This window comes from Micromonospora sp. CA-240977 (assembly GCF_050942285.1).
Classification (GTDB): domain Bacteria; phylum Actinomycetota; class Actinomycetes; order Mycobacteriales; family Micromonosporaceae; genus Micromonospora.
Map to the genome: position 1 here is coordinate 4511528 of NZ_CP192055.1, position 13784 is coordinate 4525311.

Here is a 13784-nt window from a genome sequence, read left to right on the forward strand (position 1 = left end):
CGCTCTGCGCCGTCACATGCGGTCGCGCCGGCTCAGCCCTCGGTGTCGTGACCGGTGGCCGGCAGGCTCGCCACGCCCCGGCCCAGTGCGCTGCGGAAGGTGCGGTACTCCTCGGCGCCGAGCGTGGCGGAGAGTTCCTGCTCGATCTGGCCCACGATGCCGTCGGTGAGTTCCACGAATTCGCGGCCCTTCTCCGTCGGCACGATCAGCTTCGCCCGGCGGTCGGCGGGGTCCGGCGTACGCCGGACGTAGCCCAGCCGCTCCAACTCGTCGAGGATCGCGCCCATCGTCTGCTTGTTGCGGCCGGCCAGCCGGGCCAGCTCGCCGGGGCGGGTGCCCTCGACGTCCAGGTACGCGAGCACCGCCCCGTGGCGGGGCCGGACGTCGTCGAACCCGTGCTCCGCCGAGCGCCGGAAGATCTCCCGCTGTACGCGTGCGGAGAGCTGCACGGCCAGGATGCCGAGGTCCGGGTCCTGCTCCTTGAGTGTGCTGCGCTTCATAAGATGGTCCAATCATTGGACGGTACAAGTTTTGGACTATAACGTGGCGGGCGTTGACCGGCGGCCCGACCGCAGGTCCACCTGACCGGGAGGACAACAATGACCATTCTGATCACCGGAGCCAACGGCACCGTGTCGAGGGAGGTGCTGCGCGAGCTCGCCGGCAACCAGCCGGTACGCGCCCTCGTCCGTGACCTGTCGCGCGCTCCCCAACTCGACGGGGTCGACTACGTCGTCGGCGACCTGGACAGCCCCCGGACGCTGACCCCGGCGTTCGAGGGCGTCAGCACGCTGTGGCTGCTGATGCCGATGGGCCCGCAGGCGCCGAGCCAGAGCATGAACGCGGTGTGGGCCGCCCGGCAGGCCGGCGTGCGACACATCGTCCGGCTCTCCGCGATCGGTGCCGCACACGACGCGCCCACCCGCAACGGTCGACTGCACGCGCTGTCCGACGCGGAGTTGCAGCAGTCGGGCATTCCCTGGACGATCCTGCGCCCGAGTTTCTTCATGCAGAACCTGCTCTTCTCCAAGGCCGGGGAGCACCTCTACGGAGTCTTCGGCGATAACCGGGTCGGGATGATCGACGCCCGGGACATCGCCGCCGCGGGGGCGGCGATCCTCGCCGCGCCGCAGCGGCACGAGGGCATGATCTACACGCCGACCGGGCCGGAGAGCATCACGCTGGACCAGGCCGCCGAGGACATCGCCCGGACACTCGGACAGCCGGTCACGTACGTACCGCAGAGCCCGGAACAGACACGCGACGGCCTGCTCCAGGCGGGTCTCGACACGTGGTCGGCCGAGGTTCTCGCCGAGTACCGGGTTGCCTACGGTTCCGGGTGGGGCGACTTCACGAACGACCACGTCGCCCGGATCGTCGGTCGGCAGCCGCGGACCTTCGCCGAGTTCGTCCACGACCACCGCGAGCACCTGGCCAACGCCTGACCGATGGGCGGCGGTGCCCTTCGGTGCGAAATCACCGAAGGGCACCGCCGCCCAGTAACACAGGCCCTACAGCTCGGGGTGACCGAAGAGCCCCGGCAGTCCCCCGCTGTGCAGGAAGACGACCTTGTCGCCGCGCGGGAAGCTGCCGGCCAGTAGCCCCGCCATCGCCCGGCCGGTGTACGTCGGGTCGAGGAAGACGCCCGCCTCGCGCGCTGTCGTCTCCAGCGCTGCCCGCGCGCCGTCGGTCAGCGTGCGGTACGCGGCGCCCACCTGGGAGCCGTCGATCCGCAGCGCGTCCGGCTCGACCTCACCGTCGAGCAGGCCGGCGACAGTCGCCCGAGGGTCCGGCAGGGCACCGACATCCACGCCGACCACCCGTGCGGCGCCCAACTCGCGTACCAGCCCGGCCATCGTGCCGCCGGAGCCGAGGGCCACCACGACGTCGGTCCCGTCGATGTCCGGCACCTGGGCCCGCAACTCCCGGCCGCAGGTGACGTAACCCTGGACCGACACGGATGAGGTGCCGCCGAACGGGATCACCCACGCCGAGCGCCTCTGCGCCTCGGCCGCCACCACCTCGGCGAGCGGGCGGTCCCCACCCCAGATGACCTCGGCGCCGGCAAGCCCGTCGAGGAGCAGGTTGCCCCGCCGCTCCTCCGCGGGCGGGCCGGCGAGCACCAGCACGCAGGCGAGACCGAGCCGGGCGGAAGCGGCAGCGGTGAGCCGCGCGTGGTTGCTCTGCGGCGCACCCGAGGTGATCACCGTGGTGGCGCCGGCGGCGATCGCCTGGGCGCAGGTGTACTCCAGCTTGCGGATCTTGTTGCCGCCCCCGCCGAGGCCGGTGAGGTCGTCGCGCTTGAACCACAGCTCGGCCAGCCCCAGCCGGGCGGCGAGTCGGGGCGCGGCCTCCACCGGTGTCGGCCACGTGCCGAGGGAAACGGGAGTGATCATCCGTGCAGCTAATCACCCCGTCGCTCGGCGTGCGGCTCCTCGACCGCCGGTGGCCGGTGGCGATCGGCCGCGATGGGTCGGGTATCCGACAGCAATGCGATCAGACGGCGTGGATCATTAGCCGTTGCCTCGCGCGGGGCAGGCGGAGGAGTTACTGGATGTCCGAGAAGCCGCTCGACCGGGCTGTGCCCCTCCAGCCAGGCCCCGTCGACGCGGCGGTGACGGTGCCAGGCCGGACCGATGACCCGCTGCGGCGCGACGACGACCTACCGCGGCGCGTCGACGAGCTCCGGCGTTCCGGGCGGACGAGCGAAGCGCTGCGCCTGCTCGAAGCCGCGCCGACGGGGACCGCGGAGCCTCCCGCCGCGCTGGCGGTCGCCCGCGCGCGGGTACTGCTCGCCGTGCACCGATCCGACGATGCGGCCGAGGTGCTCCGTCAGGCCCACGAGCGGCACGGCGCTTCTGCCGAGCTGTCCGCCTGGCTGGTCGCCAGTCTGAGCCGTGGCCGGCACTACGACGACGCCGCGACGGTCGCGGCCGAGGCCGGTGCGGCGTTTCCGGCGAGCCCCCTGCTACGCGTCGCGACCGGACGGCTGCTCGTCGATCAGTACCGGTTCGAGGAGTCGTTACCGTACTTCCGCGAAGCCCACGCGCTCGATCGGGACGACCCGCGGGGGTTGCGGTGGCTGCTGCACGGTCTGCGATGTGTACGCAGGTTCGACGACATCGACACGCTGGTCGCCACGGCCGGGATGATCGCCGACACCGTCCGAGCCGAGTACGCAAGGAGCCTCCTCGATCGCTACCGGTTCGAGGAGGTGATCGCCTACCTCGACACGGCGCAGGACGAGGAGCCGCCGGCCCTGCTGCTGCGGCTCGAGGCGCTGTCTGCTCTGGGCAGGGTCGAGGAGGCCCAACGGCTCGCGGAGGCCGCGCTCGCCCGCAAACCCGAGGAGCCGCGCCGCTGGGTGGGGCTGGCGCACGTCCTCGACGAGAGCTACAGGTTCGAAGAGTCCCTGGCCAGCTTCGAACAGGCCCTCACGATCGACCCGTTCGACGCCGACGCGCTCGAGTGGCGTACGACCGAACTGCGGAATCTCCGGCGGTGGGCCGACGCCGAACGGAGCGCCCTCGAGGCGGTCACTCGAGCGCCTCGACTGCCGCAGATGCAGGTTGAACTGGGTTGCGTGTACGAGGACCAGCACGACTTCGAACGCGCCCGGGCGGCGTTCGGTAAGGCACTCGACATCGATCCTGGGCACGAGTGGGCCCTGTCCTCGCACGTGAGCCTCCTGCGGCGGTTACACCGTCTCGATGAGGCCGAGGAGGCCGCGCGTCAGGCGATCGAGCGACGGCCCGACTCACCTGACCTGTACCGTCATCTGGCCTATGTGCACGACGATCGGCACGATCACGAAAGCGCCCTGGCGGCTGCCGATCGCGCCCTCGCGATCGATCCCGGGGACGGACTGGCGCTCGCCTGGCGCATCAGAAAACTGCGGCACCGACGATGTTTCGACGAAGCCGAGGCGGCCATCCGACAGGCCACCGAGAAGCGCCCCGACCTGGCCCAGCCGTACGTCGAACTCGGCTACCTGCACGACGACCGCTACGACCACGAACGAGCGCTCGAGGCATTCGAGCAGGCCCTCACCATCGACCCGCACCACGAATGGGCCCTCGCCTGGCGCATCACCGAACTGCGCCAGCTACGGCGCTTCGACGACGCGGAACAGGCCGCCCGGCAGGCAGTCGAGGCACGGCCGGACTCACCCCAGCTGCACCTCGAACTCGGCTACCTGCACGACGACCGGCACGACCACCGACGAGCGCTCGAGGCGTTCGAACAGGCCCTCACCATCGACCCCCACCACGAATCGGCCCTCGCCTGGCGCATCACCGAACTGCGCCAGCTACGGCGCCTCGACGACGCCGAAGAGGCCGCACGCGAGGCGATCGAGAACCGGCCCGACTCACCCAACCTGCGTCTCCAACTGGCCTACGTCCACGACGACAAGCACGACTATGAACAAGCCCTCACCGCTGTCGAGCAGGCCCTCACCCTCGACCCACACCACGAATGGGCCCTCGTCTGGCGCATCACCGAACTGCGCCAGCTACGACGCTTCGACGACGCGGAACAATCCGCCCGGCAGGCGATCGAGGCACGGCCGAACTCACCCCAGCTGCACCTCGAACTCGGCCACCTGCACGACGACCGGCACGACCACAAACGAGCGCTCGATGCGTTCGAACAGGCCCTCACCATCGACCCCCACCACGAATCGGCCCTCGCCTGGCGCATCATCCAACTGCGCCAGCTACGACGCTTCGACGACGCGGAACAGGCCGCCCGGCAGGCGATCGAGGCACGGCCCGACTCACCCGACCTGCGCCTCCAACTGGCCTACGTCCACGACGACCGGAACGACCATGCACACGCCCTCACCGCTGTCGTGCAGGCCCTCACCCTCGACCCCCACCACGAATCGGCCCTCACCTGGCACATCACCGAACTGCGCCGGCTACGACGCTTCGACGAAGCCGAGGAGGCCGTCCGCCGGGCAGTCGAGGCACGGCCGGACTCACCCCGGCCGTACGTCGAACTCGGCTACCTGCACGACGACCGCTACGACCACCGACGAGCGCTCGAGGCGTTCGAACAGGCCCTCAGCATCGACCCACAGCACGAATCAGCGCTCATCTGGCACATCGTCGAACTACGGCGACTACGACGCTTCAAGGAAGCCGAAGACGCCATCCGACTGGCCATCGGGAAGAGGCCCGACTCACCTGACCTGCACCTCCAGCGGGCACTCCTGCATGAAAATCGCCATGACCATGAGCAGGCCCTGACGGCTGTCGAGCAGGCCCTCACCATCAGCCCACAGCACGAATTGGCCCTCGCCTGGCGCGTCACCGAGCTGCGCCAGCTACGACGCTTCGACGAAGCCGAGGAGGCCGTCCGCCGGGCAGTCGAGGCACGGCCGGACTCACCCCGGCCGTACGTCGAACTCGGCTACCTGCACGACGACCGGCACGACCACCGACGAGCGCTCGAGGCATTCGAACAGGCCCTCACCATCGACCCCCACCACGAGTCGGCGCTCATCTGGCACATCGTCGAGCTACGGCGACTACGACGCCTCGACGAAGCCGAAGAGGCCGCCCGCCAGGCGATCGAGACGCTGCCCGGCTCACCCGACCCGCACCTTCAACTCGCCTACGTCCACGACGACCGGCACGACAGTGAACAAGCCCTCACCGCCGTCGAGCAGGCCCTCACCATCGATCCACACCACGAATGGGCCCTGGCCCGGCGCATCATCCAACTGCGCCAGCTACGGCGCCTCGACCAGGCGGAGGAGGCAGCGCGCCTGGCGATCGACGCGCGACCCGACTCGTTGGTCCTCCATCTGGAGCTGGCGAGCGTCAGCGAGGACAGGGGTGACTTCGAAGCCGCGGGTGCGTCCGTACAGGCCGCCCTCGACCTCGACCCGCGAGATGACCTGGCACTGGCGGCGCGGATCCGCGTGTTGCGGCTGTCGCGCGATTTCGTGGGTGCGCTGACGGCAGCGCAGAGGGCGGTCGTGGCGCATCCGGACAGCGTCGAGGTGCTCCTCGAGCTGGGGAACGCACATGCTGACCGGTACGACGACCAGCAGGCTCTGGCCGCATTCGACAGCGCGTTCGCCATCGATCCCGGTCGTGTTCATGTGGTTGAGCGGCGGGTGGTGACGCTCCAGCGGCTCCAGCGACACGTCGACGCCGAGCGGTGCGCTCGTGCCGCGGTGGCACTGCGACCAGAATCCGAGTCGTTGCACATCTGCCTGGGACAGACCTTCGAGGAGCGGTTGCAGGTGCGGGAGGCCCTCGCCTGTTACGAGGCCGCCGCCCTGTGCAACCCGCACAACCCCCGGGCTCTGGTGGGCAGGTCAGCGGCTCTGCGCACCTTGCACAGCTACGCCGAGGCGGACGGATTGATTTCGCCGCTGGCGCAGGAGAAGCCACACCTGCGCGCTCTGACGGAGGAGCTGGCGTGGATCCAGCACGACTCGGAACGGCTGTCCGAGGCGCGGGCGACCTTCACCCGACTGGAGCGCACGGCACTGTCGAACGGAGAACGGGCCGCGTCGATCGCGGGACTCGGCTGGGTCGACTTCACCTGCGGCGACTACGTGTCCGCCGAAGACCACTTCCGTCGATCGGTCGAGCTGATGCCGCACGACCGCGAGTATCGGCTGGCCCGAGCCTGGGCGCTGGTCCGACAGGACGAACGTCGTCAGTGGGAGGAGGCCGAGCAGCTCTGCCTCGCGGCGCTCGCCGAACATCAGGATGCGGCCGTACTTGTGTGCCTGGGCGTGATCGACTACCGGCTCGGCCGGCTGCCGGCCGCGGAATACCACTTGGGGAAGGCGCTGAAGGTCGACCCCTACAAGGGCAGCCATACCGACCTCGCGTCGCTGTACACACAGTTGGGCCGGTACGAGGAGGCCGAGGCGCACCTGAACGTCGCGATCGCGCAGGATCCGTACGCCGCTTCCGCACAGGTCGAGCTGGGGCACCTGCGGCTGCTCATGGATCAGCCGCAGGAGGCCACCCGCCTGTTTCGGGGCGTTCTGCGAGTGGACCCGTCGGTGCAGGTCGCGGCGCTCGGGCTGGCCGAGGCGTTGACCGCACTGGGCCGATCCCGCGAGGCGGAGGACGTGTTGCGAGAAGGGCTACGGACGGCGGCCGTACCGTGGCGGCTGCACCTGGCCCTGGCCCGGCTGCTGTTCCATCAGGCCGACGCGACGCAGAACGACGATGTCTTCGCGGAGGCGTACGCCGAAGCGGTTGAGGCGATCGCCGCCGCACCTGCGGGCGAGGCCGACCCCTACTACGTGGCCGCGGTGTGTCAGGTGCGGCTGGGTGGAACGGCGACGGTGGGCGCCCTGGGCGATGCTCCCTCCCGTCGCGTCGCGCTGCGGCATCTGCGTCGCTGTCTGAGCGTCGAGCGCGAACATGTGGATGCGCAACGGCTCGTGCAGTTGCTCGAACGCGAGAGGGGCGTCGCCCGTACCGCGGCGCTCGGCACGGCCACCATCGCGACAGTGGCGTTGGGCCTGCTGGCGGTGATGTGGACCGCGTTCTTCGTGTCGGACCGCGTCACCACCGTCATGATCACCACCATCACGCCCGTCCTGGTCGGGCTCGTCGCCGTCGCCGTGCTCCTGCCGTCGCTCATCCGGCTGAAGCTGCCCGGCTTCGAAGCCGACCTCCAGGCAGGGTTGGGTCAGATCACCGCGGGTCCCACCGGCGAGGTGGTCATCCGACCGGGCAACCTCGCCATCAGCACGGGTCCGGTCGGCTACGCGCCGAACCAGCGACGATCGGAGGACCACCGTCGACGGTGAGGCGCTCACCCGGCGTCGTCGTCACGGAAATCCGCTCCCTCGTCGTCGGTGTCGCTTGCCGGTGGGATCGGGAAGTTCCGGTTGAAGACGTTGTCCGGGTCGTAGGTGGCCTTGATGGCGCGCAGCCGGGTGAGGGTGTGCTCGGGCCGATCTCCAGGAACGGGCTGAGGGCCGAGCGTGCCGCCTCGATGTCGTCCCGGGCGTGGACGAGGGTGACCTGGGCCGTCGGTGGGTTGCCCCGGCGACCAGGGAAGAGGGACAGGAAACTGGTCAGGTCCCGTGGCGCCTCCTCGACGAGTTGGCCCCAGCGGCGCAGCAGGTGGGCGGTGTCGGTCGCGTCCGCGACGAGCTGGGCGTGGACGACGGTGTCGACCTCGTACGCCTCCAGCGCGAACGCGGTGACGACGCCGAAGTTGCCGCCGGCGCCCCGGACGGCCCAGAACAGGTCGGGATGATGCTCGGCGTCGACACGGAGCAGGCGGCCATCCGCTGTCACGATCTCGGCGGCGACGGTGTCGTCGATGGTCAGGCCGTGCCTGCGCGCCAGGTATCCGATGCCGGCGGTGGTGGCGAGGCCGCCGACGCCCACGTCACCGTAGTCGCCCGAGCTCATGGCGAGGCCGTACGGGGCGAGTGCCTGAGCCACCTCCCCCCAACGGGCGCCCGGCTCCAGCCGGATCCGGCGGGTGGACCGGTCGAGCACCTCGACCCTGTTCATCATCGACATGTCGATGACGACTCCCCCGTCGTTCGTCGACCGGCCGCTGATGCCGTGCCCGCCGCTGCGCACGGACAGCGGCACGTCCTGCGTCCGCGCGTACGACACGGCGTTGCGCACCTCGGCGACGGTATGGGGGCGGATCACCAGGGCCGGTGATCCGCTCCAGCTCTAGCTGTGCCGAACCCCTTCGTACTCCCGGTCGCCGGGCTCGACGGACCGGGCGGCCAAGGACTGCGGCAGCGCGTCGTAGTCGAGGCTCGGGTGACGCTCGGCCAGGGCGGCGACGGTGCGGACCCGTCCCGCGCCGGGCCCGGCGGCCGCCCGCTCCTTGGCGACCGCGTCGCGCAGCGCGGGGGCGATCTCCTGCCCGAAGGTCTGGATCAGGTGCGGGTCGTCGCGGCCGATCAGGAAGGTGCTGACCCCCTCATCGAGGACCAGCGGGAGGAGCTGCTCGACCCACTGCTCGGGCGGCCCCTGGAGGAAGCCGCGACTGCGCGAGGAGACGTCGACAGTGAACAGGTTGAGCAGCCGCCGGATCTCCCGTGGGTCTCGTCCCGCCGCGACGGCCGCCTCGTCGATCAGCCGGTTGGCGGTCACCCGGTCCGGTGACCGCAGGTACTCCAGCGTCGGCAGCCAGCCGTTCGCCCGCTGACGTAGTCATGGCGACAGAATATGATCTGCTCAGACAGATCGCATGTCCCACAACTCAGTTGCCGACCCACGCATTCCGGGCGGCCGAGAACGTCACCGACGATGGGCGTGCGGCACTCGCCACCGGGCCGAACGCCGGCGACGTCCTCCTGCCGAGGTTCTACTGCTTGCGGCCCACCCCGCCGAAGGCGTCGATGTCCGCGGGGGTGTCGACCGCGTCGTCGGGTCGCCACCGTGGGCACGGCACGACGCCGGGCTCCACCAACTCCAGGCCGTCGAAGAAACCGGCGATCTCGTCGGGCGAGCGAAGCGTGTACGGGGTGGCCCCGGTGTCGTTGTAGTCGTCCTGCGCCTGCTGCATCTCGGCGCTGATCAGGCTCGTGCCGTCGTTGAGTGAGAGGTAGCTGCCGCTGGGCAGTGCCGCCACCAACTGCCGCGCGATCGACCGCGCCGTCTCGTAGTCGGGCACGTGACCCAGCACGCCGCTGAGGATGAGGCCGACCGGCTGCTGGAAGTCGAGCGTCTTGCCGGCCTCGGCGATGATCGCGGCCGGATCGTGCAGGTCACCGTCGATGTAGGCGGTCCGACCCTCGGCGGTGCCGACAAGCAGCGCACGCGCGTGTACCAGCACCAGCGGGTCACTGTCGACGTAGACGATCCGCGCGTCCGGCGCGATCCGCTGCGCCACCTCGTGGGTGTTGTTCGCGGTCGGCAGCCCCGTGCCGACGTCGAGGAATTGGCGGACACCCGCTTCGGCCGCGAGGAACCTGATCGAACGGACCAGGAACTGCCGGGACGCCCGGGCGACGTCGACCACACCGGGGAAGACCTGCCGGTACTGGTCGCCGGCTTCGCGGTCGACAGCGAAGTTGTCCTTGCCACCGAGCCAGTAGTTCCAGATTCGCGCCGAGTGCGGCACCGACGTGTCGATCTTCTGCTGCACCTCGACCCCGCCAGCCTCGGGCCGGTCGGTTGCTTGCGAATCCATCGTCACGACGATCCCCTCATCTCGACCCCGTACGCGACTCCCCCGCGGGAGCAACCCGCGCTGTCGATGAGGTCGCCCGTGGCCGTGCACGGTATAGAAGACACAGTGTTCCCGCCACCCCTGCTCGTTCGGCAGCGGGTTGACTGGTTCCAGCATGCTGGAACCAGAAGCCCTCCGCCCCGAGCCGCGAGGATGAGCCATGCGAAAGCCGGTAAAGAGCGCGGCCGTCCTCTTCGGACTGGGCGTCGGTGCGACCATCGGGCCGTCCCTCGGTCCGAACGCTCTGTGGTCCGGAGTCGCGGTCGCCGCGCTCGGGATCGGCCTCTCCCTGCTCGGCACGAGCGAGGCCGATCTGGTGGAAGCCGACCTGGTCGACCGCGTCGCCGCGAACGACGACACCGCGGTCGAGCGACTGCGAGAGTTTTACCAACGACCCACGCTCAGCGGCCTGGGCACCCGGGTGGAACAGATTCTCCGACTCGCCGAGGGGCAGGCCAACGACGTCCTGACCGAAGCGAAACGCGAGGGCGAGGAGATGGTGGCCGCCGCCCGGCAGGAGGCGGAGACGATCGTGCGTCAGGCCCGCGACCAGGCCGCCGGGATCACCGGCACCACGCGGGATGGCGAATCCAAGCCGTCCACCTGAGATCCTCCCGCACGGAAGCGCCCTCCCCCGCCGGCGGGGTTCGCCCGCGCCGGGGCAGCACAAGGATCGCCGGACCTCGTCGGGCGGCAGCGGATCGCCGGCAGGCCGTACGGTGGGGCGATGGTCCAGCGTGACGGGGGGAGGCCGGCGATGCGGTACCACCTGCTCGGGCCGGTCGAGGTGTGGTCTCCCGCGGGGGAACGGCTGGCCCTCGGCACGCCGATGCAGGTGCGTCTGTTGGCCGTCCTGCTGTCGCAGCCAGGCAGCGCGTGGTCCATCGACCAGCTCGTCGACGAGCTGTGGCAGGGCCGCCCACCGAAGACGGCAGCCGGCAACGTGAAGACCTACGTCTGGGCGCTGCGCCGAGCGCTGCGGTCTCCGGACGTACCCGACCCCGCCATCCTCGCGGGGGCCACCGGCTACCGTCTCGTCCTCGATGGACAGACGTTGGACAGCGTCACCTTCGACGACCTGGCCCAGCGCGGATATCACGCGTTGCGGCAGGACCGCTTGTCGGATGCCCTGCGGGCGTTCGAGGCGGCGCTGGCCCTGTGGCGGGGCGAGCCGTTCGCGGGCCTCCCCGGCGTGGGGGTGGTGCTCTCCGTCCGGGCTCGGCTCCAGGAGCAGCGGTCGAGTCTGCTGGAGGAGGTCGCGGACCTCCACCTACGCGCCGGCCGGCACAACGAGCTGATCGAGCCACTCCGGACGCAGATCGACGGGGATCCGCTGCGCGAGCGCCCCTGGGAGCAGCTCATGGTGGCCCTGGCCCGGGCCGGACGGCGGGCGGACGCGTTGGCGACGTACCGGCAGGTGCGCCGAGTCCTGTCCGAGGAGGTGGGCGTCGAACCCGGCGCCGACCTGCAACGGCTGCACACCAGCATCCTGCGCGCCGACCGGGAGGTGTCGACATCCGGGGCGCGGCCGCCGCAGCGGCCCACGCCACGGATCGTGCCCCGACAGTTGCCGGCCCCGCCGACGTTGTTCACCGGCCGGACCCGCGAGCTGGCTCGGCTCACGACGCTGCTGCTCGACGACAGCGAACCGGCCGGCACCGTCGTGGTGACCGGCACCGGCGGCGTCGGAAAGACGTGGCTGGCGTTGCGCTGGGCGCACGACAACCGGCACCACTATCCGGACGGACAACTCCACGTCGACCTGGGCGGCTTCGGCACCGCGACACAGGAGGCCGTGCCGTCCGCCGTGGTCGTACGCTCGCTGCTGCCCGCCCTGGGCGTCAAGCCCCTGGAGATACCCGCCGAGCCGGCGGCCCAGTTCGCCCTGTACCGGAGTCTGACCGCGGACCGACGGCTGCTCGTGCTGCTCGACAACGCGCGCGACGCCGAACAGGTGCGACCGCTGCTTCCCGGGTCCAGCCGATGTGGCGTGATCGTGACCAGCCGACACACCCTGCCCGGCCTGGTCGCCGAAGGCGCCCACACCGTCGCACTGGACCTGCCCAGCATCCCCGAGGCACGCCAGTTGCTCGTCCGTCGACTTGGCGCACAGCGGGCCGCCACCCAGCCCGCCGCGGTGGACGAACTGGTCAGCCGGACCGCGCGGTTGCCCCTCGCGCTGTCCATCGTGGCCGCGCGAGCCGCCGCCCGACCCACGTTCCCGCTCCAGGCCATCGCCGACGATCTGGCGGTGCGCAGGGGCGGGCTCGCCGCCCTGGCCACCGACGACGCCGCCACCGACCTGCGGACGGTGCTCTCCTGGTCGTACCGTCTCCTCAGCCCGGACGCGGCCCGGTTGTTCCGGCAGATCAGCCTGCACCCCACGGCGGACATCAGCGCGGTGGCGGCGGCCAGCCTCGCCGGGGCACCCCCGCACCTGATCCGGCCGACGCTCGACGAGTTGACCCGGGCGAACCTGCTGGTGGAGCAGTCCCCCAACCGCTTCCGCTGTCACGATCTGCTCCGGGCCTACGGCGAGGAGCTGACGGACGCACACGACTCCGTGGTCGACAGTGGCGAAGCGCGCACGCGGGTGTTCGACCACTACCTGCGGGCCGCACTCGCGGCGGCGAGGCTTGTCGACGCGGGCCACCAGCCGATCGATCCGTTGCCCCTGCCCGCCGACGGGTCGGCACCGGCGTTCGCCGATCACCGGTCCGCGCTGGCCTGGTTCACCATCGAACAGGGGGCGCTACTGGCCGCCGTCGACGACGCGGCCGCCCACCGCTTCGACGCGCACGCCGGGCAGCTCGCCCAGGCGCTCACCCCCCTGCTCGGCCGGTTGTCGCGGTGGCACGACCTGCGCGCCGTACAGGCCGTCGCCGTCGAGGCCGCGCGACGCCGGGGCGAGCCGCGGGCCGAGGCGTCGGCACACCGGGACAGCGCGTTGGCAAGCCTCCACCTCGGCCGGTACGACGCGGCCCGCCGTCACCTGCGCAGCGCGATGGCACGGTACGACCGGATCGGTGACCGGCCGGGGCAGGCGAGCATCCACCTGCATCTCGCCTGGGTGTACGACACCGAGGGCAACCCGCGGGCAGCGCTGCCGCACGCCGAGAAGGCGCTGGCGTTGTCCACCGGTAGCGACGACCGACGCGGTGCGGCCGCCGCGCTGAACGCGATCGGGTGGGGTCACGCTCGGCTGGACGAGCACGCCCGCGCCATCGCCTACTGTGAGCAGGCGCTGGCACTCCATGAGGAGGTCGAGGACCGGGTGGGCTCGGCCCACACCTGGGACAGTCTCGGCTTCGCCTATCAGGGTCTCGGGGCGCACCCGACGGCGGCGGCCTGCTACCAACGGGCTCTCGCACTGTATTCCGGCGCTCAGGACCAGTGCGGACGGGCCGAGACCCTCGTCCGGCTCGGCGACGCCCACCGGGCGGTGGGCGACCACGACACGTCGACGAACCTGTGGCGAGAGGCGTTGGAGATCTTCGACCGGGTCGGTCATCCGCAGGCCGGGGAGTTGTCCGAGCGGTTGGCGACCTCGCGCTGAGCTTCCCACGACCGGCATGGATCCGGCGTGGACCGGG

The 13784-nt window shown here is 70.8% G+C and carries 9 protein-coding genes and 1 pseudogene; 4 read left to right on the forward strand and 6 right to left on the reverse strand.

Annotated elements, in window-relative coordinates; genetic code table 11:
• Window positions 1-32: 32 nt before the first annotated feature.
• A complete protein-coding gene (locus ACQPWW_RS20795; protein ID WP_433124842.1) occupies window positions 33-512 on the reverse strand; it encodes a MarR family winged helix-turn-helix transcriptional regulator in 480 nt (159 codons plus the stop codon).
• Window positions 513-599: 87 nt separating this feature from the next.
• Between ACQPWW_RS20795 and ACQPWW_RS20800 the strand changes: the two genes are divergently transcribed.
• Window positions 600-1445, forward strand: coding sequence for an NAD(P)H-binding protein (locus ACQPWW_RS20800; RefSeq protein WP_433124844.1), 846 nt, complete (start codon window positions 600-602; stop codon window positions 1443-1445).
• Window positions 1446-1511: 66 nt separating this feature from the next.
• Here the strand turns inward: ACQPWW_RS20800 and ACQPWW_RS20805 are convergent, their stop codons facing one another.
• The gene (locus ACQPWW_RS20805) at window positions 1512-2396 is read right to left on the reverse strand and encodes a pyridoxal-phosphate dependent enzyme (protein ID WP_433124846.1); all 885 of its coding nucleotides are present in this window, start codon (window positions 2394-2396) and stop codon (window positions 1512-1514) included.
• 158 nt (window positions 2397-2554) lie between these two features.
• Between ACQPWW_RS20805 and ACQPWW_RS20810 the strand changes: the two genes are divergently transcribed.
• Window positions 2555-7792, forward strand: coding sequence for a tetratricopeptide repeat protein (locus tag ACQPWW_RS20810; protein WP_433124847.1), 5238 nt, complete (start codon window positions 2555-2557; stop codon window positions 7790-7792).
• A gap of 5 nt (window positions 7793-7797) precedes the next feature.
• Here ACQPWW_RS20810 and ACQPWW_RS20815 read toward each other — a convergent pair whose 3' ends face one another.
• From ACQPWW_RS20815 to ACQPWW_RS20830, 4 genes and pseudogenes are all read right to left on the reverse strand, one after another.
• Window positions 7798-8343 (reverse strand): BBE domain-containing protein, encoded by a 546-nt coding sequence (locus ACQPWW_RS20815; protein WP_433134461.1) that lies wholly within the window; start codon window positions 8341-8343, stop codon window positions 7798-7800.
• A pseudogene (locus tag ACQPWW_RS20820) lies at window positions 8319-8657 on the reverse strand (FAD-binding oxidoreductase); the annotation flags it as partial. The pseudogene ACQPWW_RS20820 and the gene ACQPWW_RS20815, both read right to left, overlap by 25 nt.
• 24 nt (window positions 8658-8681) lie before the next feature.
• Window positions 8682-9110, reverse strand: coding sequence for a hypothetical protein (locus tag ACQPWW_RS20825; protein ID WP_433124849.1), 429 nt, complete (start codon window positions 9108-9110; stop codon window positions 8682-8684).
• Between the two features lie 214 nt (window positions 9111-9324).
• Window positions 9325-10152: an SAM-dependent methyltransferase gene (locus tag ACQPWW_RS20830; RefSeq protein ID WP_433124850.1), complete on the reverse strand. Its 828-nt coding sequence runs from the start codon at window positions 10150-10152 to the stop codon at window positions 9325-9327.
• 199 nt (window positions 10153-10351) lie between these two features.
• Between ACQPWW_RS20830 and ACQPWW_RS20835 the strand changes: the two genes are divergently transcribed.
• Both ACQPWW_RS20835 and ACQPWW_RS20840 read left to right on the forward strand, forming a co-directional pair.
• Window positions 10352-10798, forward strand: a complete 447-nt coding sequence (locus ACQPWW_RS20835) for a hypothetical protein (RefSeq protein WP_433124851.1) — start codon at window positions 10352-10354, stop codon at window positions 10796-10798.
• Between the two features lie 150 nt (window positions 10799-10948).
• On the forward strand, window positions 10949-13747 hold the full coding sequence (locus tag ACQPWW_RS20840) for a BTAD domain-containing putative transcriptional regulator (protein ID WP_433124852.1): 2799 nt from the start codon (window positions 10949-10951) through the stop codon (window positions 13745-13747).
• Window positions 13748-13784: the final 37 nt, after the last annotated feature.

Coding starts and splice junctions, on each gene's coding strand:
- ACQPWW_RS20800 (WP_433124844.1), top strand. CDS start 600: ATGACCATTCTGATCACCGGAGCCAACGGCACCGTGTCGAGGGAGGTG.
- ACQPWW_RS20805 (WP_433124846.1), bottom strand. CDS start 2,396: ATGATCACTCCCGTTTCCCTCGGCACGTGGCCGACACCGGTGGAGGCC.
- ACQPWW_RS20810 (WP_433124847.1), top strand. CDS start 2,555: ATGTCCGAGAAGCCGCTCGACCGGGCTGTGCCCCTCCAGCCAGGCCCC.
- ACQPWW_RS20830 (WP_433124850.1), bottom strand. CDS start 10,152: ATGGATTCGCAAGCAACCGACCGGCCCGAGGCTGGCGGGGTCGAGGTG.
- ACQPWW_RS20835 (WP_433124851.1), top strand. CDS start 10,352: ATGCGAAAGCCGGTAAAGAGCGCGGCCGTCCTCTTCGGACTGGGCGTC.
- ACQPWW_RS20840 (WP_433124852.1), top strand. CDS start 10,949: ATGCGGTACCACCTGCTCGGGCCGGTCGAGGTGTGGTCTCCCGCGGGG.